The organism is Streptomyces sp. NRRL S-244, assembly GCF_000717915.1.
Taxonomy (GTDB): domain Bacteria; phylum Actinomycetota; class Actinomycetes; order Streptomycetales; family Streptomycetaceae; genus Streptomyces.
The window spans coordinates 113,866-137,988 of the sequence record NZ_JOCX01000007.1 but is presented as its reverse complement, the minus strand read 5'-3'; the positions used below and the strand labels follow the sequence as shown (position 1 = coordinate 137,988).

The following is a 24,123-nucleotide window of genomic DNA, read 5'->3' as shown; positions in this document are numbered from 1 at the left end:
GGAATCGGCAAGGGCCCGGCGGGGGTTCGCCGGCGGGGGGGATCAGTCGGACAGCGCCGCCGAGACGACGGACCGGGCCTCCTCCTGTACGCGGGCCAGGTGGTCGGCGCCGAGGAAGGACTCGGCGTAGATCTTGTAGACGTCCTCCGTCCCCGACGGGCGCGCCGCGAACCAGGCGTGCTCCGTGGTGACCTTGATGCCGCCGATGGCGGCCCCGTTCCCCGGAGCCTGCGTCAGCACCGCCGTGACCGGCTCCCCAGCCAGGGTGTCGGCGGTGACCTGTTCGGGGGACAGCCGGCCGAGCACCGCCTTCTCCTCCCGGGTGGCCGGGGCGTCGATCCGCGCGTACGCCGGCTCGCCGAACCGGGCCGTGAGACCGGCGTACCGCTCGCTCGGGGTCTGCCCCGTCACGGCGAGCATCTCCGAGGCCAGCAGGGCGAGGAGGATGCCGTCCTTGTCCGTGGTCCACACCGAGCCGTCGCGGCGCAGGAAGGAGGCCCCGGCCGACTCCTCGCCGCCGAAGCCGATGCTGCCCGCGGAGAGCCCGTCCACGAACCACTTGAATCCGACGGGCACCTCCACCAGTTCGCGGCCCAGGTCCGCGGCCACCCGGTCGATCATCCCCGAGGACACCAGGGTCTTGCCGACGCCCGCGTCCGCCGGCCACTGCTCGCGGTGGTCGTAGAGGTACTCGATCGCCGTGGCGAGGTAGTGGTTGGGGTTCATCAGTCCGCCGTCCGGGGTCACGATGCCGTGCCGGTCGGCGTCCGCGTCGTTGCCGGTGGCGATCTGGAACCGGTCCCGGCCCTCGATCAGCGAGGCCATCGCGTACGGGGAGGAGCAGTCCATCCGGATCTTGCCGTCCCAGTCCAGCGTCATGAACCGCCAGGTGGGGTCGGTGTACGGGTTGACCACGGTCAGGTCGAGGCGGTGCTCCTCGGCGATCCGCCCCCAGTACGCGACGGAGGCCCCGCCGAGCGGGTCGGCCCCGATGCGCACGCCCGCGGTGCGTACGGCGTCCAGGTCGAGCACGGACGGCAGATCGCGCACGTACGTGCCGAGGTAGTCGTACGTACTGGTGGTCGACGCCGCCGCCGCGCGCGCGAACGGGATCCGCCGGACCTCCTTCATGCCGCCGGTGATGATCTCGTTGGCGCGCTCCTGGATCCAGCCGGTCGCATCCGATCCGGCGGGCCCGCCGTGCGGCGGGTTGTACTTGAAGCCGCCGTCCGCGGGCGGGTTGTGCGAGGGGGTGACCACCACTCCGTCGGCCAGGGCCGAGGTGCGACCGCGGTTGTGGGTGAGGATCGCGTGCGAGACGGCGGGCGTGGGGGTGTAGCCGTCGGCGGCGTCGACGAGCACGGTCACGTCGTTGGCGGCGAAGACCTCGAGGGCGGTCACTCGGGCGGGTTCGGACAGGGCATGGGTGTCCGCACCGAGGAAGAGCGGGCCGTCGATGCCCTGCCGGGCCCGGTACTCGCAGATCGCCTGACTGGTCGCGGCGATGTGGTCCTCGTTGAAGGCCGTGGCGAGGGAGGAGCCGCGGTGTCCCGAGGTGCCGAAGCTGACGCGCTGGCCGGGATCCGCGGGATCGGGGTGCAGGGCGTAGTACGCGGTCACGAGCCGGGCCACGTCGACCAGGTCCTCCGGGCGCGCCTGCTGCCCCGCTCTTTCGTTGAGCATCCGCCCATTCCTCCGTACTGGATCAAAGAGAACAACAGTGGTCATTGTGTCGCCCCCTGAACGTGCCCGCACCGCCACGTCCCCACTCGGCCCCCACCTGTGCCCCGGGTCACGCAGCGGGCGCGCGGCGGGCCCACGGCGAAGATCGCCGTCGCCCGGGCGGCGATCAGCCGTCAGAGGCCTCTCGCACGCCGGTGAAGACGGTGGTGGCGGACAGCAGGAAGGCGTCGGGCCGGCTGAGGATGCCGTGCTGCGCCTCGGGATCGAGCAGCACGTCGAGGGTGTCGAGGTCGTCCGCGTCGAGCATGTCGCTCGCGGCCTCCCGCAGCCGGGTGAGCTGGGTGTGCAGGAAGGCGCGGGCCGTCCCGCCCAGCGGGGCCGGCAGGTCGAGGAGGTACGTGAAGCTCCCGACGCGGGACAGCCCGGCGCGGCCGAGCATCGCGGGCCAGTCCTCGACGACGGGGGTGCTGCCGGGGAGCTCGGCCCGCATGACCGAGAACCAGTGCTCGTGGACGGCGTCGAGCCGGGCTTGCAGGCCCGGCCTGCCGATCCCGATGTCGCGCGGGAGGAAGCGCATCGGCAGGCCGCCCTCCGCCACGGCGAGCACCCCGCCGGGCCGCAGTACACCGGCCAGCGCGTCCAGCGCGGACTGCTGATCGCCGAGGTGGTGGACGGTCTTGCTGCTCCAGATCAGATCCGCCGTGCCGAGGCCCTCCCCGCCGGGCCCCACGCCGCTGCCCAGGCCTTCGGGCAGTTGCGCGTGGCGTACGGCCACCCTGTCGCCGAGGCCGAGCTTCTCGGCGCGGGCCAGGGTGCGGTCCAGCAGGCCGGGCGTGGCGTCGACGGCGACGGTCTCGGCGCCGGCGAAGGCCTCGGCGAGCACGCAGGTCATCACGCCGGGTCCGCTGCCGATGTCGAGGATGCGGCGGACCTCGGCCGAGGGGCCGAGCAGCTCGCCCAGGTGGGCCGCCGTCCGGCGCAGGCCGGGGAGCTGAAGCTCGGCGCCGTTCTCCAGCTGGGTCGCCATGACGTCCCAGTCGAGTTCGGCGGAGTGGTGGCCGGAGCCGTGGCCGGGCGCGTGCGCGTCCGCCTGCCCGTGTCCGTGACCGTGGCCGTGGCCGTGTGCGGGGCTGGAATCGCTGTGGGGGCTCATGGCGCGGAGCCTGCCCCCTGCGGATCCGATACGACAACTCTTGTTGCCGTTTCCGGGACAGCGGGGTGGAATGCCCGCATGGACACACCAGCCGACGCACCGGCCGACGCACCGCCACCGCCCTACCAGAGCGTCCTCGACGAGGTCGGCCCGCGACTCAAGCGGCTCCGTGCCAAGCGCGGCCTCACGCTGGCCGCGCTCTCCGAGACGACCGGCATCTCCAAGAGCACCCTGTCCCGGCTGGAGTCCGGGCAGCGCCGCCCCAGCCTGGAGCTGCTGCTGCCGCTGGCCGGCGCGTACCGCGTGCCGCTGGACGATCTGGTGGGGGCGCCCGAGGTGGGCGATCCCCGGGTCCGGCTGACCCCGCATGAGCTGCCGAGCGGCGGTACGTTCGTCCCGCTGTCCAGGACTCCGGGTCCCCTCCAGGCGTACAAGATGATCATCACCGACCGGGGCTCCGAGCCGGATCTCCGTACCCACGAGGGCTACGAGTGGATGTACGTGCTGCAGGGCCGGCTGCGGCTGGTGCTCTCCGAGCACGACCTGGTCCTCGGCCCCGGCGAGGTCGCCGAGTTCGACACGCGGCTGCCCCACTGGTTCAGCAGCGCCGACGGCCGGCCCGTCGAGGTGCTCAGCCTCTTCGGCAGGCAGGGCGAACGCATGCACGTCCGTGCGAAGCCCGTCCAGAAACCCGCCCCGTAGGGAGGCGGGGCGGGTTCAGGCCGGCAGGTTGAGGAGCAGCAGCGGGCGGGAGGTGGGCCGGGCGGACCCGCCCGCGGGTTCGACGGTGAGTCCCACCCCGGAGGCGCCCTGGATGCCGCCCTGCATGAGCGTGGCCCCGTCCTGCGTGAGCAGCCCGGCGGGCCGCATGGTGCCGTGGTCCTCGAACCAGAGCTGGTACGTCCGGCCCGCGCCCGGGTCGGGGAGCCCCGAGCCGATGAAGACCGCCCTGTTCTGCAGTTTGGAGCTGACCACGGAGGTGGCGGCGCCGGTGGTGGTGCGGCCCCGTACGGTACGGGCGTCGGCGGCGGCCACGACGGCGGTGACGTCCTGGAGGCGGCGTTCGGTGGCCTGGGCCTGCTGCCGGGCGTCCTCGGCGAGCCGGTTCTGCCGGACGGTGACGCCCCCGAGCACGGCCGCCCCGACGATGCTCGCGGCGATGGCCAGGGTGATGGCCTTGCGGCGCAGGATGGCGGTGAACGTCATCGGCCTGCCCGTGGCCGGGAGCAGCGGAGGCAGTTGGCGGACCGACTCGATGCCGTACAGGACCGCGTCCTTCATGCGCGGCGGCGGCGACAGGGTGGCGGCCCCGGCCAGGCGGGCGGCGGTGGCGGAGAATTCGGCCACTTCCTGCCGGCAGGACGGGCAGTCGGCGAGGTGTGTGGTGAACACCTCGTGTTCCGCCGGTGTGAGTGCGTGGAGGGCGTACGCGCCGGTGAGGGTGTGCAGTTCCCCGTCGTGCTTCATGTGGTCACCCCCATGCAGTCGCGCAGCCGGATGAGTCCGTCGCGCATGCGTGTCTTGATCGTGGGCAGTGGAGTGCGCAGGGTCTCTGCGACCTCACGGTAGGTCAGGCCCTGGTAGTAGGCCAGGGTGACGGCTTGGCGCTGGATCTCGGTCAGGCCGCGCATGCAGCGCCGTACCTGTTCGCTCTCCAGCCGGGTCTCGACCTGTTCCGCCACCTCGTCGAACGGGCGCGCCTGTTGGCGGGCGGCCTGGTCGTGTTCGCGGTTGATCGCGGCCTGGGCGGATCGGACCCGGTCGACGGCCCGGCGGTGGGCGAGGGTGGCGGCCCAGCTGAGCACGCTGCCCTGGTCTGGGCGGTAGCGGGCGGCTTGCCGCCACAGGTCGATCATCACTTCCTGTGTCACCTCCTCGGACTGGGCGCGGTCGCGTACGACCCGGACGACCAGTCCGAACACGGTCCCGGACAGGGCGTCGTAAAGGGCGGAGAAGGCGTCCTTGTCGCCGCGGGCCACCCGGGACATCAGGTCTTCGAGCCTGGGGGCAGCGGTGTCGGGGACACCGAAGGGCAGCGCTTGCCCGGTGGTGGCGGAAGGTCCGCCGGGATCCGTCCGTCGCATGACAGTCCTTCCCTGTCGAAAGGACCGGCCCTTCCACTCAGAGGGCCGACCGCTCCGGATGCTGCCAGGTTCGCGTTCTTGACCGGTCTTCGGAGCGGACATCTGTGCGGATTGGTCAACCAGGTCGCCAATTCCCGATCAATGTGCAACCTCCCGCACCGCTGCTGATTCCGCTTTCGCCAACTGTCACCAATCCGCGGTCGCTTCGGCTGCGAAGCAAGGGGAAACGCCGCCGCGGACGGCGGCGTGGCGACCGGTGGGGAGTGACGGACTGTGCGTACCCAGAGTGTGGCCGTGATCGGCGGCGGGGTGGCGGGACTGACCGCCGCCTACGTCCTGCAAAAGGCGTGCGACGTCACGCTGTACGAGGCGGACCCCCGGCTGGGGGGCCACGCCCACACCCATGAACTGCCGGCCCCGGGCGGCGGAACGGCGCGGGTGGACTCGGGGTTCATCGTCCACAACGAGCGCACGTACCCCCTGCTGCTCCGGCTCTTCCGCGAACTCGGAGTGGCCACGCAGGACTCCGAGATGAGCATGTCGGTACGGTGCGACGGCTGCGGGCTGGAGTACGCCGGTGCCCGCGGGGCCGCGGGCCTGTTCACCGGGCGGTCCGCCCTGCGCGGCCGGTACCTGCGGCTGCTGGCGGAGGTACCGCTCTTCCACCGCCGGGCCCGCGGCCTGCTGGCCGGGGACGGCCCCCCGCAGCAGCTCACCCTGCGCGCCTTTCTCGCCGACGGCGGGTTCTCCCCGTACTTCGTCACCCACTTCATCACTCCGCTGGTGTCGGCGGTGTGGTCCTGCCCCGCCGAGACCGCGCTGGAGTACCCGGCCGCGTACCTGTTCCGCTTCCTCGACCACCACGGGCTGCTGTCCGTGACCGGCTCCCCGCAGTGGAAGACCGTCACCGGCGGCAGCGCGGCCTACGTGGAGAAGGTCGCCAAGGAGATCAGCAACGTCCGGACCGCCACGCCGGTCAACCGGGTGGACCGGATACCGAGCGGCGTCCTGGTGGGCACCGAGCACGGCACCACCGATGCCTACGACGCGGTCGTCATCGCCACGCACCCCGACCAGGCACTGCGGCTGCTGGCCGATCCCACCCGGGACGAGCAGCGGATCCTCGGGGCCTTCCGGTACGAGGCGAACCCGACGGTGCTGCACACCGACACGAGCCTGCTGCCCCGCTCGCCCAGGGCCCGGGCCTCCTGGAACTACCACCTCGACGACTGCCGCCCGGGGGCGGGCGGGGTCCGGGTCAGCTACGACATGACGCGCCTCCAGCGGCTGCCGGGCGCCACCCGGTACGTCGTCACGCTGAACGCGGGCGGCCGGATCGACCCCGAGCGCGTCCTGGCCCGTATGGACTACGCGCACCCCGTCTACACCCCCGAGTCGGTGGCCGCGCAGCGGGCGCTGCCCCGCCTCAACACGCGGGTCACCGCGTTCGCCGGGGCGTACCACGGGTGGGGCTTCCACGAGGACGGCTGCCGTTCCGGGGTACGGGCGGCCGCGGCGCTGGGGGTGCGCTGGTGAGCGGGGTGGAGGCGCCCACGGTGGCGCAGAGGGCGTGCCGGACGGTCCTGGCGGAGGCGAAGGTCCCGGTGGCACCGGCGGACCCGGTGGCCGCTGCGGGGCCGACACCGCCCGCCCTGCCCGCCGTCGCCGTGCCGGCCCTGTACGACTGCGTCGTCTCCCACGCGCGGACGGCCCCCGTACGGCACGCCTTCCGCCACCGCACGTACATGTGGCTCGTGGACGTGGACGCGCTCCCCCGCCTCCCGTGGCCGCTGCGCCCGCTGGCCCGCTTCGACGCCCGGGACCACTTCGCCGCCGCGCCGACCATCCGGGCCGGCCTCGACGCGTACCTGGCCTCCCGGGGCGTACACCTCGACGGCGGGCAGGTCCTGATGCTGGCCCACGCCCGGGTCCTGGGGTACGTGTTCAACCCGCTGACGCTGTACTGGTGCCACGACCGCGCCGGAGCCCTGCTCTGTGTCGTGGGCGAGGTCCACAACACGTACGGACAGCGCCACTGCTACCTCTTGCGCACCGACGACGCCGGACGGGCCGAGGCGACGAAGGAGCTGTACGTCTCGCCGTTCTTCCCCGTCGACGGCCACTACCGCATGCGACTGCCGGAGCCGCGGGAGCGGCTGGAGATCGCCGTCCAGCTCGAACGTGCCGGGCAGCGGGCCTTCACCGCGACCCTGCACGGCCGCCACCGCCCCGCCACCTCCCTCACCCTGCTGCGCGCGGTCGCCCGGCGGCCGTGGTCCACGGCCGCCGTCTGGGCCGGGATCCGCCGACAGGCCGTCCGACTGCTGCTCCGCGGGCTGCCCGTACAGCCCCGACCCGACCGCGCGCCCCAGGAAGGCATCCTCTCGTGACCCTTTCGCTCCCCCGCACCGCCGACGAGCCCGCGAAGCGGCACGCCGCAGCCGTCCACTTCGATGCCGACCCCCGCGCCCACGCGTGGCCGGACGTGGCGCGGCCGCCGGCGGCCCCCTTCGGGCACGCGGCCGTCGCCCGCCGGCTGGTCCGGCGTGCCGTGACCGCCCTGCCCCTGCGCTGCCGCTTCGGCGCCGAACCGGCCCGGGGCATCGGCCCTTCGCTGACCGTCCACGACCCGGACGCCTTCTTCCGCAGGATCGGGGCGCACGGCCTGATCGGCTTCGGCGAGTCCTACATGGCGGGCGAGTGGGACAGCGACGACCTGACCGGCCTGCTGACGGTCCTCGCCCTGCACGTGGACGACCTCGTCCCCGCCCCGCTGCGCAGGCTGCGCGGAGCGTGGGTGCAGCGCCGGCCCGAGGCGCAGCTGAACTCCCGGTCCGGGGCCCGGGAGAACATCCATCGCCACTACGACCTGTCGAACGAGCTGTTCGCCCTCTTCCTCGACGAGACCCTGTCGTACTCCTCCGCCGTGTTCACCTCCTTCCCCGCGCGCCACGAGAGCCTGCCGGCCGCGCAGCACCGGAAGATCGACCGGCTGCTGGACCTCGCCTGCGTCGGCCCGGGCAAGCGCGTGCTGGAGATCGGCACCGGCTGGGGCGAGCTCGCGCTGCGCGCGGCCGAGCGGGGGGCGCACGTGACGACGGTGACCCTCTCCGCGGAGCAGCAGCACCTCGCCCGCCGCCGGATCGCCGCCGCGGGGCTCGCCGGCCGGGTGGACGTGGAACTGCGGGACTACCGTGACCTGGAGGGGCGGTACGACGCGGTGGTGAGCGTGGAGATGATCGAGGCGGTCGGCAGGGACTTCTGGCCGACGTACTTCGCCGCCCTGCGCGATGCGGTGGTGCCCGGCGGACGGATCGCGCTCCAGTCCATCACGATGGGGCACGAGCGGATGCTGCGCACCGCCCGTACGCACACCTGGATCAGCAAGTACGTCTTCCCCGGCGGTCTGATCCCCTCCCGCGAGGCCATCGAGGCGCACGCGGCCGGTGCGGGGCTGCGGATCGTCTCCGACCAGGGGTACGGAGACCACTACGCGCAGACGCTGTGCCTGTGGCGGGAGCGCTTCGCGGAGCGGGCCGAGGCCGTGGCGGCGCTCGGCTTCGACGCGACGTTCCGGCGGATGTGGGAGTTCTACCTGGCCTACTCGGAAGCCGGGTTCCGGGCCCGCTACCTCGACGTCCGGCAACTGCTGCTGACGGAGGACGTCGCGCTGGGGGCGGGGCGGTGAACGCCGCCTCCTGGGAGGCCCTCGGGAGCAACCTGGCCGCGGCCGCCGGTGCGGCCGCCGCCGTCCTGCTCCTGGCCTTCGCGGTCGGGACGGCCCGGCGTCTGCACCGGACGGCGGACATCGCCTGGGGCCTGGCGTTCGCCGCGATCGCGGTGGTCTCGTACGTCCTGTCGGCCGGTCACGGGAACGGCGGCCGCCGGCTGCTGGTCGCCGCTGCCACGGTCGTCTGGGGGGTGCGGCTGGCATTGCACCTCGCCTGGCGCGGCCGCGGGCACGGCGAGGACCCCCGCTACACGCAGTTCCTGGCCCGGGGGCGGGGGAATCCGCAGGTGCGCGCCCTGCTCACGGTGTACCTGCTCCAGGCGGGCCTGGTCTGGCTGGTCTCCCTGCCCGTGCAGGCCGCGTCCTACGTGGACTCCCCCCTCGGCGCGCTCGACGTACTCGGAGCGGCGCTGTGGGCGGCGGGTCTGGGCTTCGAGGCCGTGGGGGATTTCCAGCTCGCGCGGTTCAAGGCCGATCCGGCGCACCGGGCCGCGGTCATGGACCGGGGTCTGTGGGCGTGGACCCGCCACCCGAACTACTTCGGGGACTCCTTGGTCTGGTGGGGGCTCTACCTGCCCGTATGCGGGACCTGGCGGGCCGCGCTGCCGTGCGTGGTGTCCCCGGTGGCCATGACGCTGCTGCTGACGGTGGGGAGTGGCAAGCGGCTGCTGGAGGCCCGGATGGCGGACCGGCCCGGTTTCGCGGATTACACCGCCCGTACCAGCGGGTTCCTCCCGCTGCCGCCGCGGGGAGGCCGGGCGTGAGGGCGCCGACGGGTGCGCTGGTGCTGCACCGGGTGCCGCAGGACCCGACGGCCGCGGTGCTCCTGCTGCACGGAGGGCGGGCGGAGGGGCTCGACGCGCCGCCGCGGGCGAACCTGCCGGGGCTGCGGATGCGTCCGTTCGCGCGGGCGATCGCGGGCGCGGGGGCGGCGCGGGGCGTGGTGGTGGCGGAGGTCCGCTACGAGCACCGGGGCTGGAACGGCAACCGCGCGGATCCGGTCCACGACGTGTGGCAGGCGCTGCGCGAGCTGTGCTGCGTGGCCGGGCCCCTGCCCGTGGTGCTGGTCGGGCACTCCATGGGCGGGCGCGCCGCATTGCGGGCCGCCGCCGACCCGCTCGTCCGCGCGGTGGTGGGGCTCGCGCCGTGGTGCCCGCCGGGTGAACCGGTCCTGCACCTCGGGGACACGGCCGTGGTGCTCCTGCACGACGAGGCCGACCGCGTCACCGACGCGCAGGGGTCGTGGGACTACGTACGGCGGGCCCGTGCCCGGGGGGCCCGGGCCGCGGGCATCGCGATGCCGCACGGCGGGCACGCGATGCTCCGCCGGGCCGCCGCCTGGCACCGGGTCACGACGGACACGACGCTGGGCCTTCTCGGCCTGGCCCCGCTCCCGGAGGCCCTGTTCACGGACCACGTCCCTGCCGCGCCGGTCCCGTCAGCGGCCCGGTGAGGCCGTGGCCGTGGCCGCCGGCGGACGGCGGTCCGCGTCGTCGATCTGCCGCCCCAGGGGCGCGAACGCGAGGAGGAACAGCAGCCCCGCCAGCGGCAGCAGGTCCAGGCTGACACCCGTGGCCACGATGCCGGCTACCACGGCGAGGGGCCGCCAGGCGGCTGTCCGGCGCAGGGCCGCCAGCTGGGTCAGGAGCAGCAGCAGGCCGACGTAGAACAGGAGTGGACCGACGGTGTAGACGGCGGGCTCCACACCGGCGTGGCTCTTGACGCGCCGGAAGAGTTCGCGCATCGCCTCGCGGTCCTCGCTGAGGAACCCGGCGACGAGGTCGATGACCACCTGCGCGACGACCGCGGCCACGCCGAGCAGGGCGGTCACCGCGCCGGCACCGGCGAGTCCCCGGCCGGCCCGGGCCCGACCCGCCGCGGCCATCCTCCGCATCCCCAGCACGACGGGGATGAAGCACACCACGGCTGCCAGGAAGAAGAGATGGCCCGAAGACCAGGCCAGACCGGGGCCGTGCTCCTCATCGGTCAGCCGGATGAGCCCGTAGGCCGTCATGCAGAGCGGACCGACGCTGAACGCCGCCCGCTGCCATGGTGAGTTCCACATGGATCGATCATGGCCGCGCCGGATCCGCCCGTCCTCGGGGAACGCCCTGACCCGCCCCTGACGGGGCGGGCCGGGGGCCTTAGGGGAGGACCCCCGCCTCAGGGGAGGACCCCCGTCAGGACTACTCGACCACCAGGTCGACCTGGATGTTGCCGCGGGTGGCCTTGGAGTAGGGGCAGACCTCGTGGGCCTGCTTGACCAGCAGCTCGCCCGTCTCACCGGCGAGGGATTCCGGCAGCTCGACACGCAGGGTGACGGCCAGGCCGAAGCCCGTGTCGTCCTTGCCGATCGAGACCTCAGCGGTGACCGACACCTCACCGGTGTCGACCTTCGCCTGCCGGCCGACCAGGCCGAGGGCGCTGGCGAAGCAGGCCGCGTAGCCCGCCGCGAAGAGCTGCTCGGGGTTGGTGCCCTGGCCGCTGCCGCCGAGAGCCGGGGGCATGGCGAGAGCGAGGTCGATCTGGCCGTCGGAGCTGACCGTGCGGCCCTCGCGGCCGTTGGCGGTGGCGACAGCGGTGTACAGCGCGTCCATCAGGGGTTCCTCTCGCGGTGGTGACCGTCCAGCCGGTGATCGGCTGACTCCAGAAGTAGAGCACACAATTAAGTTGTGCACAACTAAATGCCTCACAAGCCTTGCCCGGGTACACTTGCGTCCATGAGCGAGCAGCCCCCCCGAACCCTCCGCGAGGAGGACTTCCTCCGCCTGGACGGCCAGATCTGCTTCGCGCTGAACTCGGCGAGCCGGGCCTTCAACGGCCTCTACCGCGTCGTCCTCAAGGACCTCGGCCTGACCTATCCGCAGTACCTGGTGATGCTGGTGCTGTGGGAGCACGGCACGACGCCCGTCAAGGAGATCGGAAACCACCTCCGACTCGACTCCGGGACGCTCTCGCCGCTGCTCAAGCGCCTCGAGGCGGCCGGACTGGTCCACCGGGAGCGCAGCACCGAGGACGAGCGGTCCGTCCACGTCGGCCTCACCGGGGCCGGCACGGAGCTGCGCGCACGCGCGGTGGAGGTGCCGCGCCGGATCGCGGCCGCGACGGGCTTCGAGCTCGCCGAGATCCGGGATCTCCAGATCCGCCTGCACCGCCTCACCGCGGCCCTCGACGCCGCCGTCCCCGAGGCCTGACCGGCCCCGGCGAAGCGGGCGAAACGCTTCCCGGAGGCCGCCGCGGCTCCTAAACCTGGTGGGCGCGCTCGCGTTCAGCCCGGACGGCCGCACCCCGGTCAGCGGAGCGGCCGACACCACGGCCCGGCTGCTGCCCCGACTGTGCGCGGCCACCGCCGGGCCGCACGACCGGGAGCTGCGGCGGCGCCAGGTCCCGGGCACTTTGTACGCCCCGGGCTGCGGCTGACGCGCACCCTGTCCGGGGGCGTCCGCCGTGTGGTGCCCCGGCGCCGGGGGTAGGTTCGCCGGCATGGTGCACGTACTCGGCAGCCGCGTCCTGCTCACCCCCACGGACCCGGAGCGCTCGCGCGCCTTCTACGGCACCACCCTGGGGCTCGCCGTCTACCGGGAGTTCGGCACCGGGCCGGAACGCGGGACGGTCTACTTCCTGGGCGGCGGCTTCCTCGAGGTCTCGGGGCGCGCCGAGGAGCCGCCCGCTCCCGGGCTCCGGCTGTGGCTCCAAGTCACCGACGCGCAGGCGGCGTACGAGGAGCTGCTGACGCGGGGCGCCGAGGTGCTGCGGCCGCCCCGGCGGGAGCCCTGGGGCCTGATCGAGATGTGGATCGCCGACCCGGACGGCGTGCGCATCGCCGTGGTGGAGGTCCCGGCGGACCACCCGCTCCGGTTCCGCCCCTGAGCCCTCGTCGCCCGCGGCCGCCGGTCCCGGCCGGTCCGCGCTTCACCGCGCCGGAGCATCCCCCGGGGCCCACGAGCGCCGAGCCCCGTCCACCCATCGGGGGGACATCGGACGCACCCCCTGGACACGGCGTCAACCCCGCCCGGCCGTGTGGCCAGTGGGGAAGCGGGCACGCGGGGCGCGCATAGCAGAGACGAATATGCCGTGGAGGCTTTTTGTAAAGATCAACTCAGTGTGCTGGATTGATCACCGACAGTGCCCCCGGCTGCGCGGAAGGACACCGAATGCGCACGGTTCGCGAATCAGTCCTGGACGTTCTACGAGCACGTGGTATCACCACGGTCTTCGGCAACCCCGGCTCGACCGAACTGCCGATGCTCAAGCGCTTCCCCGAAGACTTCCGGTACGTCCTCGGCCTCCAGGAGGCGGTCGTCGTCGGCATGGCCGACGGTTTCGCCCTCGCCTCCAGAACCACCTCCCTCGTCAACCTGCACACCGGGCCCGGCACCGGCAACGCGATGGGCGCCATCCTGAACGCCCGCGCGAACCGCACCCCGATGGTCGTCACCGCGGGCCAGCAGGTACGCGCCATGCTCACCATGGAGGCCCTGCTCTCCAACCCGCAGGCCACGCTGCTCCCGCAGCCCGCCGTCAAGTGGGCGTACGAGCCCCCGCGCCCCGCCGACGTCCCGGCCGCGCTGGCCCGCGCCGTGCAGATCGCCGAGACCCCGCCCCACGGGCCGGTGTTCCTCTCCCTCCCCATGGACGATTTCGACGCGGAGCTGACCGAGGCGGAGGACCTGGCCGGCCGGGCCGCCGCCGCCCGCCGGATCACGCACGCCGCCGCTCCCGACGCCGCCACGGTCGCGGCGCTCGCCGACCGGATCTCCCGCGCCCGCTCCGCCGTCCTCGTCGTCGGCGACGACGTCGACGCCTCCGGCGCCTGGGACGCCGTCCTCGCACTCGCCGAGCGCACCGGGCTGCCCGTCTGGGCGGCGCCCGTCGCCGCCCGCGTCTCCTTCCCCCGCAGCCACCCGCAGTTCCGCGGGGATCTGGCCCCGGCGATCGGGCCGCTCGGCCGGCAGCTCGCGGGACACGACCTGGTCGTCGTGGTCGGCGCCCCCGTGTTCCGCTACTACCCGTACGTCCCCGGCTCCCACCTGCCCGAGGGCGCCGAGCTCGTGCTCCTCACCCGGGACGCCGAGGAGGCCTCCCGGGCCCCCGTCGGGGACGCGGTCGTCGCGGACCTGGCACTGACCGTACGGGCCCTCGCGGAGCGGCTCCCGGCCGCCGGCGCGGGTGCGGGCGCGCCCGCACCGCACGAGCAGGTGCGGTTCCCCGAGTCGGCCGACGGGGTGCTCACCCCGCTCGCCGCGCTGACGGCCATCGCGCAGGGCGCCCCGGAGAACACCCTCTGGGTCAACGAATCGCCCTCCAACGTCCCGCAGTTCCACGAGGCCACCCGCATCGCGACCCCGGACTCCTACCTGTTCTCCGCGGGCGGCGGACTCGGCTTCGGGGCCGCCGCGGCCGTCGGCGCGCAGCTCGGCGCGCCCGACCGGCCCGTGGTCTGCGTCATCGGCGACGGCTCGATCCACTACGCCGTACAGGCCCTGTGGACCGCGGCCGCGTACAAGGTCCCCGTCACCTTCGTCGTCCTCAGCAACGCGAAGTACGCGATCCTCCACTGGTTCGCGCAGCTCGAACACGCCCAGGGCGCCCCCGGCCTCGACATCCCCGGTCTCGACATCACGGCCGTCGCCGACGGCTACGGGGTGCGCACCCACCGGGCCCAGGGCGCGGGTGAACTCACCAAGCTCGTCCGGGACGCGGCCGCCCAGCAGGACGGGCCGGTGCTCATCGACGTGCCCGTGACCACCGAGCTCCCCTCCCTCTGAGGCCCGGCCCCTCCGCAGCCCGGACGCCCGCCTCCCCCACCACCGTCAGAAGGCTCCTCATGTCCCCCGAAACCCCTCTTCTGTCACGCCTGCGCACCCTCCTCACCGACCACGCCGACGTCCTGCACACCGACCCGGAGACCCTCGCCGCGCACGCGCGCGACGCCGCGCCGTTCTCCGAGTCCGGCACCCCTGCCGTCGTCGCCTTCCCCCGCACCGCCGAGCAGGTCCGGCACATCATGCGCACCGCGTACGAGCTCGGCGTCCCCGTCGTCCCGCAGGGTGCCCGCACCGGCCTCGCGGGCGCCGCGAACGCGATCGACGGCTGCGTCGTCCTGAGCACCGCCCGGATGGACCGCATCCTGGAGATCGACCCCGCCAACCGGCTCGTGCGCTGCGAGCCCGGGGTGGTCACCAAGCGCCTGAACGACGCCGTCGCCGAGCACGGCCTGTCCTACCCGCCCGACCCCGCCTCCTGGGAGCACTGCACCATCGGCGGGAACATCGCCACCGGCGCCGGCGGCATCTGCTGCGTCAAGTACGGGGTCACGGCCGACTACGTCCGCGGCCTGGACCTCGTCCTCGCCGACGGCCGCCGCATGCGGACCGGCCGGGACACGGCGAAGGGGGTCGCCGGGTACGACCTGACCCGCCTGCTCGTCGGCTCGGAGGGCACCCTGGCCGTCATCGTCGGCGCCACGCTCGGGCTGTGCCCCGTACGGCCGCCCGCGCTGGCCATGCTCGCCCAGTTCCCGACCCTGACGGCGGCCGGGGACGCGGTCGCCGCGATCACCGCGGCCGGCCACGTCCCGTCCGCCCTCGAACTCCTCGACCGTGCGACGTCCCAGGCCGTCGCCGACCACGGGCACCCGATGCTGACCCCGGGCGCCGCCGCCACGCTGATCATCGAGAGCGACACCGCCGAGCCCGCCCGCGACCTCGCATCGATGGCCCTCCTGTGCAAGGAGGCCGGGTCCCGGAACGTGGTGACCGCCACCGGTTCCGAGGAGTCGCGGCAGGTCATCGAGGCGCGGCGGCTGGTCACCCCGGCCCTGGGCGCGTTCGCCGCGACCCTCGGCGGCCGGCCGACCGCCTTCATCGAGGACGTGGCCGTACCGCGCTCCGAACTGGCCAAGTTCATGGGCACGATCGAGGAGATCGCCGTACGGAACCGGCTGCGGATCTTCACCCTCGGGCACGCGGGAGACGGCAACCTGCACCCGACCGTCGTCTTCGACGAGTCGGACGCGGACGAGTTCCGCCGCGCCCAGACCGCGTACGACGACATCATGGCCGCGGGCCTGGCCCTCGGCGGCACCAGCACCGGCGAGCACGGCATCGGCACGCTCAAGCGCGAGTGGCTGACCCGGGAACTCGACCCGGTGAGCCTGGAACTCCAGCGCGGGCTCAAGCGCCTCTTCGACCCGAAGAACCTGCTCAACCCCGGCAAGGTCGTGGAGGCATGACCGAGTCCGTGGCCCGCTCCGAGGCCGCCGAAGAGAACACCACCGCGGCCGCCGGGATCCCGGACCAAGCCGCGGACACCGGCTCCGCCTCCCTCCCCGTACCCCGGCCAGCCCGGGCCGGGCGCGCCGAGGCCGTCCGCTTCGCCGCCACCCACACGCTGCCCGCGTTCGTGCGCGGGGCCTTCCACCTGCGACCCCGGGTGGTGGCGGCGCAGGCGGCCCTCGGCCAGCAGGGCTGGTCGGCGGCGACGCTGCGCGCCATGCGCGCCCGGCACGGCGGGGCGCCCGTCGAGGTGCGCGGCCTGTCCGGGCCGCTGCTGGTCCTGCTGGACCACGCCGACGTCCGGCGGTTCTACGAACTGCCCGTGCGCACCCTCGCCATGGACGCGCCCGACAAGTACAAGGGGCTGTCGCTGCTGGAGCCCACGGGCGTCATCTGCTCCCACGGCGACACCCGCGAGGAGCGCCGGCGCGTCAACGACGAGGTGCTCGCCGCCGACCGGCCGGTGCACCCCTCGTGCGAGGAGTTCCGGGCGGTGATCGCGCAGGAGGCGCCCGCCCTGATCCAGGGCGCCGAGCTGGACTTCCCGCTGCTGCGGCGCACGGTGGCCCGGATCGGGCGCCGGATGGTCCTCGGCGACGCGGCCGCGGGGGACGAGGAGCTCGCCCGGTGGCTGCTCGCGATCCGCGAGGAGTCGAACTGGATGCGGATGCGCAGGGGGCGTGCCGCGGCCGCGGAGGCGCTCTACCGCAAGGCCGCCGCCCGCGTCGAGCAGTACGCCGCCCGCGCCGAACCGCACACCCTGACCGCGCTCGCCCGCAACCACCCGGCCGCCAAGGGACCGGACGCCGCCGCGCTGGACGCGGTGGGCCAGGCCCACCACTGGCTGCTCGCCCTCGACACCGTCGCCCCGATCGTGGCCCGTACCCTGCTGCTGCTCGCCGCGCATCCGGCCGAGCAGGAGGCCCTGCGGGCCGAGGTCGACGGCGGGGGCGCGGAACTGCCCCGGCTGCGGGCCTGCGTGGAGGAGACCCTGCGGCTGTTCCCGATCGTGCCGGACCTCGTACGGGTCACCCGGGCCGAGACCGAGTGGCGCGGGGTGCACTATCCGGCGGGGACGGCGGTGCTGGTGCCCGCCCTGTTCCATCAGCGGGATCCCGAACACGTTCCCGCGGCCCACCAGTTCGTGCCTGCCCGGTGGCTGCGGTCCGGGGCGGCGCAGGACATCCGGATGGCGCCGTTCAGCCATGGCGGCGGGCGCTGCCCGGGTGAGCACCTGGGCGTGCTGACGGCGGCGGTGCTGACCGCGGCGGTGCTTCGGGGCCACCGGGTCACCGGCGGCAGGCCCGCGGTGGACCCCTGCCGTCCGCTGCCCGGGATCCTCGCCTCGGCCGGTATCCGGCTCACCCTCGCCCTGCGCTGAGCACGTCCGGCGGCGCGGGTCCGGCCGCCCGCCGGGCCCGCGCCGCACGTGCGGCCCGCGCCGCACGTGCGGCCCGCACCGCACGTGCGGCCCGCCACCCGAAACCCACCATGCCCCGGAGGGCACCCGCATGACCGATGCCACGACCGCCGTCACCGGGCACGAACCGGAGACCGGCTCCCTGCACCACCTGTGCCGCGTGCTCGCGGAAGCCGCCGAAGGAGTGGGGGACGCCTCCCGGTACGCCTCCGAACTGGCCCTCGGCACCCGGCTGCCGCGCGCCGCCCGCGGAGGCGCCGCCTGGCGCACCCTGCTGCGGACGATCACCGACCCCAAGGGGCTGGGCTGGGCGCCGCGCGGCCGCGGTCTGGCCCGGATCGGCTGGCTCGCCGGGGTGTTCACCAGCCGGGAGAGCCTTGCGGTCAGCCTGGCCGTGACGGGCCTCAAGGCCCGCATCCGGGCCGCCGCCGTGACCCACCCGGAACTGCTCGGCGACCCGGACACCGCGCGCGTGCTGCGGGCCGTCGAGGGGGACCGGCCGCGCGAGGCGGTCCGCGTCTTCCGCTCGCTCCTCGGCACCAAGGGCGCCGAGCGCACCTTCGCCCTGCTGGCCCCCGCCTTCGCCGACATCCTGGCGTGGAACGCCCTCACCGACGAGAACCCGCTCAACGACGGGGCGGGCTGGGAGATCGCCACCGGCCGCACCCTGGCCGGCGCCGAGCCGGTCCTCGGCGTGAGCGGACGGGTCTGGGCCTTCCTCGACCGGGGGCGGGGCCGCGCCGAACCTCTCGTCCCCTCCCCCGCACTCGCCGAGCGCCTCGACACGACCGGCACGATCGCCGGGTACGTCCGCAACATCGGCGCCGTGGGGACCGACGGAACGCTGCTGGTCCAGCAGGTCGTGGGTCCCGACGGCGTCCAGCGGTACGTGGTCCAGCTCGCCGGCATGTCCGGTGTCAGCGACAAGAGCCCCCAGGACCTGCTGGGCGCCGTCCACGCCGTCGCGCGGCCCGCCACCCCGTACTCCAGGGCCGTCTCCAAAGCGCTGCGCCGGCTGATCCCCTCGGGCTGCGAACTGGCCCTGGTGGGCCACAGCCTGGGCGGGATCACCGCCATGAACCTGGCCGCCGACCGGGACTTCTGCGGGATCCACCAGGTCACGCACGTCGTCGCGATCGGCTCCCCCATCGACGGCAAGCGCCCGGCCGATCCGCGGACCCGGGTGTACTCGCTGGTCAACGAGCACGACGTGGTGCCGAGCCTGGAGGGCCGCTCCTCGGTCTCCGCGTACGCACTGCCCGAGCAGTTCACCGAGTTCACCTGGACCGACGACACGCACTCCTTCCCGCTGTGCCATGCCGCGGAGCGGTACGCGCACAACCTCGAACACACGGTCCCCGAGGCGAGCGCCCGCGTCGACGCCGACCTCGCGCCCTTCCGGGGCCGGGTGACCGCCGCCCGCTTCTTCCGGCTCTACGACCGCTGAGGAACACCATGACCGACACCACCTCCACCGAGCCGAGCGCGGCCCCGAGCCGTCGGACCCCGGCGGCCGCGGGCGTCCCCGCGCAGGCCGCCCACCCCGGCCAGTCGCCCTCGTACGGCCCGCCCGGGCTCCTCGAACGCCTCGGCTCGGCCGCCTTCGCCCGCGTCAACCGCACCCGCGAGTGGCACGAACTGCCGCTCCCCCTCGGGCTGCTGAACCTCCGGGTGCTCCGCGACGACCTGCGCCGCAAGAACCTGTACGACACCTACGGCGCGGGCGGTGAGCACCGGCGGCGTCCGACCGCCGCGCTCGCGCCCTTCCGCTCGTACGACGGCTCGGGCTACGACCCGTACGACGAGGACATGGGCCGGGTCGGCACCCGGCTCGACCGCAACGCCCCGCTGCACCTGGCCTTCCCGGACTCCGAAGAGGAGCTGATGTCGCCGAGCCCGCGCGAGATCAGCAGGCAGCTGCTGGCCCGCAAGGGGTTCGTGCCGGCGCCCACCCTCAACCTGCTGGCCGCCGCCTGGATCCAGTTCGAGAACCACGGCTGGGCCAACCACGGCGACAACGAGGAGGCCGAGCCGTTCACCGTCCCGCTCGCCGAGGACGACGACTGGGCCGAGCACGGTGGCGGCTGCCCGATGCGCGTGAACCGCACCCGCCCCGACCCGGTCGCGCACACCGCCGCCGACGCGCCGCCCACGTACGAGAACACCGTCACGCACTGGTGGGACGGGTCGCAGATCTACGGCTCCGACGAGGCCCGCTGCCGGGCGCTGCGCACGGGCGAGCACGGACGGCTGATCGTCGAGGACGGCCGGCTGCCCGCCGATCCGCGGCCGGGGAACTCCTGCCTGGACTGGACCGGCATGAACAGCGACTACTGGGCGGGCCTGTCGCTGCTGCACACGCTGTTCGCCAAGGAGCACAACGCGATCTGCGACTACCTGCGCGCCCACTACCCGACCTGGGACGACGAGCGGCTCTTCCACACCGCGCGGCTGGTCAACACCGCGCTGATGGCGAAGATCCACACGGTGGAGTGGACGCCGGGCATCCTCGACACCCCGGTGCTGCGGCGCGCGATGGACGCCAACTGGTACGGGGTGCTGCCGCGCTGGGTCAGCCGGACGTACGGGCGCGTCGGCAAGGGCGAGATGCTCAGCGGAATCCTCGGCTCCGCGACCGACCACCACGCGGCGCCGTTCTCGATGACGGAGGAGTTCGTCTCCGCGTACCGGCTGCACCCGCTGATCCCGGACGAGCTCGCCGTACGGGACCACCGCGCGGGCACCGTCCGCGCGACCATCGGGTTCGACGACATGCAGGGCGCGACCACCCGCAAGGCGGTCGACGCGTACGGCATGAGCGACCTCTTCTACAGCTTCGGCACGGCCCACCCCGGGGCCCTCGTACTGCACAACCACCCGGACGCGCTGCGCAATCTGGCCCGGCTCACCGGCGAGCACATCGATCTGGGCACCGTCGACATCCTGCGGGACCGCGAGCGCGGGATCCCCCGCTACAACGCGTACCGGCAGATGCTGCGCAAGCGGCCGGTCACCTCCTTCGAGGAGCTGACGGGCGGGCATCCGGGCGACACTCCGCTGCTGAAGGAGCTGTACGAGGGGCGCCTCGACCGGGTGGACACGCTGGTCGGCAATCTCGCCGAGCCACGGCCGGCCGGGTTCGGCTTCAGCGACTCGCTGTTCCGGATCTTCATCCTGATGGCGAGCAGGCGGCTGAAGAGCGACCGCTTCTTCACCACCGACTACCGGCCGGAGGTGTACTCGGCGGAGGGCCTGGAGTGGGTGGACCGCAACGGCATGGTCTCCGTCCTCCTGCGCCACCACCCCGAACTGGCCCCGGCCCTCGACGGCGTGACCAACGCCTTCGCCCCGTGGAGGACCCTGTGACGGCCATCCCGGCGCCGCGCACGGAGCGGGATGCACGGCGGTACGAACCCGCGGAGGGGCTGCGGGCCCACTCCGCGGCGCTGCTGCGGCACGCGGAGCGGCTGCGGGCGGGGGCCGTGGCGCTGGACTGGAAGGGTCCGCAGGCCGAGGCCTTCCGGTGGCGGATCGAGGCCCTGGCCGACCGCTGCGCGACGGCGGCGGCCGGCCTGGCACGGTCCGCCGAGCAGTTGGACGCGGCCGTACGCTCCCGCTGACGGCCGGGGACACAATGGGCGGGTGGGCGGAGGGTCGAGCCCACCCGTTCCCTGTCGTCCTCGTCGAAAGCGAGCACGCCGTGAGCCACCACCACGAGCGCCACGAGCGCCACGAGCGCCACGAGCGCCACGACGGATCCTCCGGGGCGCCGCTGCGGAACCGGCTGGGGCACCGGTTGCGACACCGACTGGGACACCGGCTCGGCCATCTGGCGCACGCGTTCACCCCGCACGGCCACGAGCCGGCGGCCAAGGTGGACCCGGCGATGGAGACCTCCCGGCAGGGCATGCGCACGCTGTGGCTGTCCCTGGGGGTCCTGGGCCTGACCACGGCCGTCCAGGCCGGCGTCGTCGCCCTGTCCGGGTCGGTGGCCCTGCTCGGCGACACCGTCCACAACGCCGCCGACGCGCTCACCGCCGTTCCCCTCGGCATCGCGTTCGTACTCGGGCGGCGGGCGGCGAACCGCCGCTACACGTACGGCTACGGCCGCGCGGAGGACCTGGCCGGCATCGTCGTCGTGCTCACGATCGCGGCCTCCTGCGCCCTCACCGCATACCAGGCCGTGGACCGGCTCCTGCACCCCCGCGAGATCAGCCAGCTCTGGGCGGTCGCGGGCGCCGCGGTGGTCGGCTTCCTCGGCAACGAGTGGGTGGCCCGGCAGCGGATCCGCACCGGCCGCCGGATCGGTTCCGCGGCGCTCGTCGCCGACGGCCTGCACGCCCGTACGGACGGGTTCACCTCGCTCGCCGTCCTGCTCGGCGCGGGCGGCGCCGCGATCGGCTGGAAGAGCGCCGACCCGATCGTCGGCCTGCTCATCACCGCGGCCATCCTCATGGTGGTGCGCGACGCCGCGCGCGAGGTCTGCCGGCGGCTCATGGATTCGGTCGATCCGGCCCTGGTCGACACCGCGCACGGCGCGCTGCTCGGCGTGGCCGGCGTACGGGGCACCGGGCAGGTCCGCATGCGGTGGATCGGGCACGCGCTGCGGGCCGAGGCCGACATCGTCGTCGACCCGCACCTCACGGTGGTGCAGGCGCACGCCCTGGCCGTCGAGGCCGAGCACGCGCTGATCCACGCCGTCCCCCGGCTGACCGCGGCCACCGTGCACATCGATCACACCGACACCGCCGATCGCGAGGACCCGCACGCCGCCCTGGCCCACCACGCGGGCCGGGCGGGCTGACACCGGCCGGGGGAATGCCGGCGGGCTTCCGGCGGCCGGGGCGCAATCCCTGACGGTGCCTTGATGCCGGGGCCGGGAGCGCGTCAGCGGCGTGTATGGAGTGGGCCGTTTCCCGTCAAGGTGGCGTCAGGGACCCGCGCGCGGGGGCCGGAGGCGGGGATAGCTTCGGAGTCGCGCCCCGGACTGCCTCCCCGCACTCGGGGCGCCACCAGTCGCCTCTTGCGGTTCCTCAGGGAGGGCCCCATGTGTCTGTTCCGGTACGAAGACGATCCCGAGCCCGAGGAACGGGTCCCGGCCGGGCTCCTGTACGTGCCCGTCCGGCCGGGAAGAGGAGCGGAGGCGGTGATCCGCCTGTTCCGCACTCCACTGGGCGCCCGTACGGCCGTGGGCTTCACCCGCACGGATCTGCTGGCCGCCACCCTCGGTGAGGGCCAGGGCTACATCCGGCTGTCGGAGTCCGTGCTGCGGGAGCTGTGCGAACCGCTCGGCGCGGACCTGATCACCGTCGACCCGACGCTGTCGGCTCCGGCGGCCGCTCCGGCGGCTCCGGCCGCCGCCGCGGCGCCGCTGCGGCCGGGCCGGTTCCCGGCCCAGGCCGTCTGAGGGGAGGAGTCCCATGACCACCGTCACCCTGTCCGAGATCGCCGCGGACTCCGCGGACGAGCTGTCCGTCTGGCCGGCGTCGACGACCCGGCTGCCGCACGGGAGCCTCGCCGTCGGCGGGGTCCCGCTGACCGAGATCGCCGACCGCTTCGACACCCCGGCGTACGTACTGGACGAGGGCGAGGTACGAGCCCGCTGCCGCACCTACCGCGACGCCTTCCCCGACGCCGAAGTGCTCTACGCCGCCAAGGCCTTCCTCTCCCGCGCCATGGTCCACTGGGTCGCCGAGGAGGGCCTCGGGCTCGACGTCTGCTCGGCCGGCGAGCTCGAACTCGCCGTCACCGCCGGATTCCCGCCGGACCGCATCCTCCTGCACGGGAACGCCAAATCGCCCCGCGACATCGAGACCGCCCTGCGGCTCGGCGTCGGCCGGATCGTCATCGACAGCCCGTCCGAGATCGCCCGCCTCGCCGCCGCCGTCGGCCCGGGCGGACACCAGAAGGTCCTGGTCCGCGTCGTCCCCGGCATCTCGGCCGGCGGCCACGAGAAGATCCGCACCGGCACCGACGGCCAGAAGTTCGGCCTGTCCCTCACCGACGGCTCGGCGCAGCACGCCGTCACCCGCATCCTGGGCCAGCCGCAGCTCGAACTCGTCGGGCTGCACTGCCACATCGGCTCCCAGATCACCGACGTGAAGCCGTACCTGACGGCGGTGCGCCGCGTGGTCGGCCTGATGGCCCGCATCCGCGACGCCCACGGCGTCACGCTCCCCGAGCTCGACATGGGCGGCGGCCACGGCATCGCGTACTGCCCGGGCGAACCCGCGCTCGACCTCACGGCCCTGGCCGGCCGGCTGCGCAGCGAGCTCGTCGAGAGCTGCGCGGCGGCCGGGCTGCCCGTGCCCCGGCTCGCCATCGAGCCGGGCCGGGCGATCGCCGGTCCGGCGGGCGTGGCCCTGTACCGGGTCCTCGCGGTGAAACACACCGGGGAGCGGGTGTTCGTGGCCGTGGACGGCGGCATGAGCGACAACCCGCGGCCGGCGTTGTACGGGGTCCGGTACGCGCCCCGCCTGATCGGCCGCCACTCCACCGCGGGGCCCTGTACGGCCACGGTGGTCGGCCGGCACTGCGAGGCGGGGGACATCCTCGCCGCCGACGTCGAACTCCCCGGGGACGTCCACCCGGGAGACCTGCTCGCCGTGCCGGTGGCGGGCGCCTACCAGCTGTCCATGGCCTCCGGCTACAACATGGTCGGCCGTCCCCCGGTCGTCGCCGTCGACCACGGCACGGCCCGGCTCCTCGTACGCCGCGAAACCCTGGACGACTTCCGCCGCCGCGACATCGGGGACTGAGATCGGGCCTGGGTACGG

The 24,123-nt window shown here is 74.0% G+C and carries 24 protein-coding genes; 18 read left to right on the top strand and 6 right to left on the bottom strand.

Translation table 11 applies throughout. The features are described 5' to 3' along the window. Positions 1-42: 42 nt before the first annotated feature. Both pgm and IF02_RS0110620 read right to left on the bottom strand, forming a co-directional pair. A complete protein-coding gene (gene pgm / locus IF02_RS0110625; RefSeq protein WP_030155640.1) occupies positions 43-1,683 on the bottom strand; it encodes a phosphoglucomutase (alpha-D-glucose-1,6-bisphosphate-dependent) in 1,641 nt (546 codons plus the stop codon). Between the two features lie 166 nt (positions 1,684-1,849). Next, a complete protein-coding gene (locus IF02_RS0110620) occupies positions 1,850-2,836 on the bottom strand; it encodes a class I SAM-dependent methyltransferase (protein WP_030155639.1) in 987 nt (328 codons plus the stop codon). 78 nt (positions 2,837-2,914) lie between these two features. Here IF02_RS0110620 and IF02_RS0110615 point away from each other — a divergent pair, with 78 nt between their 5' ends. Beyond that, the gene (locus IF02_RS0110615) at positions 2,915-3,538 is read left to right on the top strand and encodes a helix-turn-helix domain-containing protein (RefSeq protein WP_051696114.1); all 624 of its coding nucleotides are present in this window, start codon (positions 2,915-2,917) and stop codon (positions 3,536-3,538) included. A 15-nt stretch (positions 3,539-3,553) separates the two neighbouring features. On the opposite strand, the gene IF02_RS0110610 is transcribed toward IF02_RS0110615, so the two are convergent. Together IF02_RS0110610 and sigK are read right to left on the bottom strand one after the other, a co-directional pair. After that, the gene (locus tag IF02_RS0110610; protein ID WP_030155635.1) at positions 3,554-4,303 is read right to left on the bottom strand and encodes an anti-sigma factor; all 750 of its coding nucleotides are present in this window, start codon (positions 4,301-4,303) and stop codon (positions 3,554-3,556) included. After that, the gene (gene sigK, locus IF02_RS0110605) at positions 4,300-4,920 is read right to left on the bottom strand and encodes an ECF RNA polymerase sigma factor SigK (RefSeq protein WP_078622005.1); all 621 of its coding nucleotides are present in this window, start codon (positions 4,918-4,920) and stop codon (positions 4,300-4,302) included. Before sigK ends, IF02_RS0110610 begins: the two co-directional genes overlap by 4 nt. A gap of 273 nt (positions 4,921-5,193) precedes the next feature. Here sigK and IF02_RS0110600 point away from each other — a divergent pair, with 273 nt between their 5' ends. The 5 genes from IF02_RS0110600 to IF02_RS0110580 all read left to right on the top strand — a co-directional run bounded on the left by IF02_RS0110600 (position 5,194) and on the right by IF02_RS0110580 (position 10,103). Next, entirely contained in the window at positions 5,194-6,456 is a 1,263-nt protein-coding gene (locus tag IF02_RS0110600) for an NAD(P)/FAD-dependent oxidoreductase (protein WP_037835991.1), read from the top strand. Positions 6,457-6,542: 86 nt separating this feature from the next. Next, positions 6,543-7,310: a DUF1365 domain-containing protein gene (locus tag IF02_RS0110595; RefSeq protein WP_030155630.1), complete on the top strand. Its 768-nt coding sequence runs from the start codon at positions 6,543-6,545 to the stop codon at positions 7,308-7,310. Then, the gene (locus IF02_RS0110590; RefSeq protein WP_078622004.1) at positions 7,307-8,608 is read left to right on the top strand and encodes an SAM-dependent methyltransferase; all 1,302 of its coding nucleotides are present in this window, start codon (positions 7,307-7,309) and stop codon (positions 8,606-8,608) included. Before IF02_RS0110595 ends, IF02_RS0110590 begins: the two co-directional genes overlap by 4 nt. After that, positions 8,605-9,414 (top strand): DUF1295 domain-containing protein, encoded by an 810-nt coding sequence (locus IF02_RS0110585; RefSeq protein ID WP_030155627.1) that lies wholly within the window; start codon positions 8,605-8,607, stop codon positions 9,412-9,414. The genes IF02_RS0110590 and IF02_RS0110585 overlap by 4 nt, the downstream gene beginning before the upstream one ends. Then, complete coding sequence (locus IF02_RS0110580) at positions 9,411-10,103, top strand: alpha/beta fold hydrolase (protein ID WP_199809204.1); 693 nt, start codon at positions 9,411-9,413, stop codon at positions 10,101-10,103. Before IF02_RS0110585 ends, IF02_RS0110580 begins: the two co-directional genes overlap by 4 nt. Here the strand turns inward: IF02_RS0110580 and IF02_RS0110575 are convergent. Next, a complete protein-coding gene (locus IF02_RS0110575; RefSeq protein ID WP_037835989.1) occupies positions 10,089-10,715 on the bottom strand; it encodes a hypothetical protein in 627 nt (208 codons plus the stop codon). The two genes, IF02_RS0110580 and IF02_RS0110575, sit on opposite strands and share 15 nt — an antisense overlap. 121 nt (positions 10,716-10,836) lie before the next feature. Continuing rightward, complete coding sequence (locus IF02_RS0110570; RefSeq protein WP_030155621.1) at positions 10,837-11,247, bottom strand: organic hydroperoxide resistance protein; 411 nt, start codon at positions 11,245-11,247, stop codon at positions 10,837-10,839. Positions 11,248-11,370: 123 nt separating this feature from the next. Between IF02_RS0110570 and IF02_RS0110565 the strand changes: the two genes are divergently transcribed. From IF02_RS0110565 to lysA, 12 genes are all read left to right on the top strand, one after another. Further along, complete coding sequence (locus IF02_RS0110565; protein ID WP_030155620.1) at positions 11,371-11,844, top strand: MarR family winged helix-turn-helix transcriptional regulator; 474 nt, start codon at positions 11,371-11,373, stop codon at positions 11,842-11,844. Between the two features lie 58 nt (positions 11,845-11,902). Further along, positions 11,903-12,070: a hypothetical protein gene (locus tag IF02_RS34750; RefSeq protein ID WP_158708481.1), complete on the top strand. Its 168-nt coding sequence runs from the start codon at positions 11,903-11,905 to the stop codon at positions 12,068-12,070. Positions 12,071-12,133: 63 nt separating this feature from the next. Then, positions 12,134-12,520, top strand: a complete 387-nt coding sequence (locus IF02_RS0110555) for a VOC family protein (protein ID WP_030155618.1) — start codon at positions 12,134-12,136, stop codon at positions 12,518-12,520. A 284-nt stretch (positions 12,521-12,804) separates the two neighbouring features. Further along, complete coding sequence (gene mdlC, locus IF02_RS0110550) at positions 12,805-14,418, top strand: benzoylformate decarboxylase (protein WP_030155617.1); 1,614 nt, start codon at positions 12,805-12,807, stop codon at positions 14,416-14,418. Positions 14,419-14,477: 59 nt separating this feature from the next. Next, entirely contained in the window at positions 14,478-15,884 is a 1,407-nt protein-coding gene (locus IF02_RS0110545; protein ID WP_030155615.1) for an FAD-binding oxidoreductase, read from the top strand. Then, positions 15,881-17,308 carry a cytochrome P450 gene (locus tag IF02_RS35910; RefSeq protein WP_030155613.1) on the top strand — a complete coding sequence of 476 codons (1,428 nt, stop codon included), beginning with the start codon at positions 15,881-15,883 and terminating at the stop codon, positions 17,306-17,308. Before IF02_RS0110545 ends, IF02_RS35910 begins: the two co-directional genes overlap by 4 nt. A gap of 130 nt (positions 17,309-17,438) precedes the next feature. Beyond that, positions 17,439-18,794, top strand: coding sequence for a lipase family protein (locus IF02_RS0110535; protein WP_030155612.1), 1,356 nt, complete (start codon positions 17,439-17,441; stop codon positions 18,792-18,794). An 8-nt stretch (positions 18,795-18,802) separates the two neighbouring features. After that, on the top strand, positions 18,803-20,713 hold the full coding sequence (locus tag IF02_RS0110530; RefSeq protein WP_078622003.1) for a peroxidase family protein: 1,911 nt from the start codon (positions 18,803-18,805) through the stop codon (positions 20,711-20,713). After that, complete coding sequence (locus IF02_RS0110525; protein WP_030155608.1) at positions 20,710-20,967, top strand: hypothetical protein; 258 nt, start codon at positions 20,710-20,712, stop codon at positions 20,965-20,967. Before IF02_RS0110530 ends, IF02_RS0110525 begins: the two co-directional genes overlap by 4 nt. Positions 20,968-20,981: 14 nt before the next feature. Further along, positions 20,982-22,151 (top strand): cation diffusion facilitator family transporter, encoded by a 1,170-nt coding sequence (locus tag IF02_RS0110520; protein ID WP_420708122.1) that lies wholly within the window; start codon positions 20,982-20,984, stop codon positions 22,149-22,151. Positions 22,152-22,394: 243 nt separating this feature from the next. After that, positions 22,395-22,754 (top strand): SAV_915 family protein, encoded by a 360-nt coding sequence (locus IF02_RS0110515; RefSeq protein WP_030155605.1) that lies wholly within the window; start codon positions 22,395-22,397, stop codon positions 22,752-22,754. A gap of 13 nt (positions 22,755-22,767) precedes the next feature. Next, positions 22,768-24,105 carry a diaminopimelate decarboxylase gene (gene lysA, locus IF02_RS0110510; protein WP_030155603.1) on the top strand — a complete coding sequence of 446 codons (1,338 nt, stop codon included), beginning with the start codon at positions 22,768-22,770 and terminating at the stop codon, positions 24,103-24,105. The last annotated feature ends 18 nt before the right edge of the window (positions 24,106-24,123 follow it).

Excerpts from the sequence above, each read along its gene's own strand:
- pgm (WP_030155640.1), bottom strand. The coding sequence starts at position 1,683 with ATGCTCAACGAAAGAGCGGGGCAGCAGGCGCGCCCGGAGGACCTGGTC.
- IF02_RS0110620 (WP_030155639.1), bottom strand. The coding sequence starts at position 2,836 with ATGAGCCCCCACAGCGATTCCAGCCCCGCACACGGCCACGGCCACGGT.
- IF02_RS0110615 (WP_051696114.1), top strand. The coding sequence starts at position 2,915 with ATGGACACACCAGCCGACGCACCGGCCGACGCACCGCCACCGCCCTAC.
- IF02_RS0110610 (WP_030155635.1), bottom strand. The coding sequence starts at position 4,303 with ATGAAGCACGACGGGGAACTGCACACCCTCACCGGCGCGTACGCCCTC.
- sigK (WP_078622005.1), bottom strand. The coding sequence starts at position 4,920 with ATGCGACGGACGGATCCCGGCGGACCTTCCGCCACCACCGGGCAAGCG.
- IF02_RS0110575 (WP_037835989.1), bottom strand. The coding sequence starts at position 10,715 with ATGTGGAACTCACCATGGCAGCGGGCGGCGTTCAGCGTCGGTCCGCTC.
- IF02_RS0110570 (WP_030155621.1), bottom strand. The coding sequence starts at position 11,247 with ATGGACGCGCTGTACACCGCTGTCGCCACCGCCAACGGCCGCGAGGGC.
- IF02_RS0110565 (WP_030155620.1), top strand. The coding sequence starts at position 11,371 with ATGAGCGAGCAGCCCCCCCGAACCCTCCGCGAGGAGGACTTCCTCCGC.
- IF02_RS0110555 (WP_030155618.1), top strand. The coding sequence starts at position 12,134 with ATGGTGCACGTACTCGGCAGCCGCGTCCTGCTCACCCCCACGGACCCG.
- mdlC (WP_030155617.1), top strand. The coding sequence starts at position 12,805 with ATGCGCACGGTTCGCGAATCAGTCCTGGACGTTCTACGAGCACGTGGT.
- IF02_RS0110545 (WP_030155615.1), top strand. The coding sequence starts at position 14,478 with ATGTCCCCCGAAACCCCTCTTCTGTCACGCCTGCGCACCCTCCTCACC.
- IF02_RS35910 (WP_030155613.1), top strand. The coding sequence starts at position 15,881 with ATGACCGAGTCCGTGGCCCGCTCCGAGGCCGCCGAAGAGAACACCACC.
- IF02_RS0110535 (WP_030155612.1), top strand. The coding sequence starts at position 17,439 with ATGACCGATGCCACGACCGCCGTCACCGGGCACGAACCGGAGACCGGC.
- IF02_RS0110530 (WP_078622003.1), top strand. The coding sequence starts at position 18,803 with ATGACCGACACCACCTCCACCGAGCCGAGCGCGGCCCCGAGCCGTCGG.
- IF02_RS0110520 (WP_420708122.1), top strand. The coding sequence starts at position 20,982 with ATGGGCGGGTGGGCGGAGGGTCGAGCCCACCCGTTCCCTGTCGTCCTC.
- IF02_RS0110515 (WP_030155605.1), top strand. The coding sequence starts at position 22,395 with ATGTGTCTGTTCCGGTACGAAGACGATCCCGAGCCCGAGGAACGGGTC.
- lysA (WP_030155603.1), top strand. The coding sequence starts at position 22,768 with ATGACCACCGTCACCCTGTCCGAGATCGCCGCGGACTCCGCGGACGAG.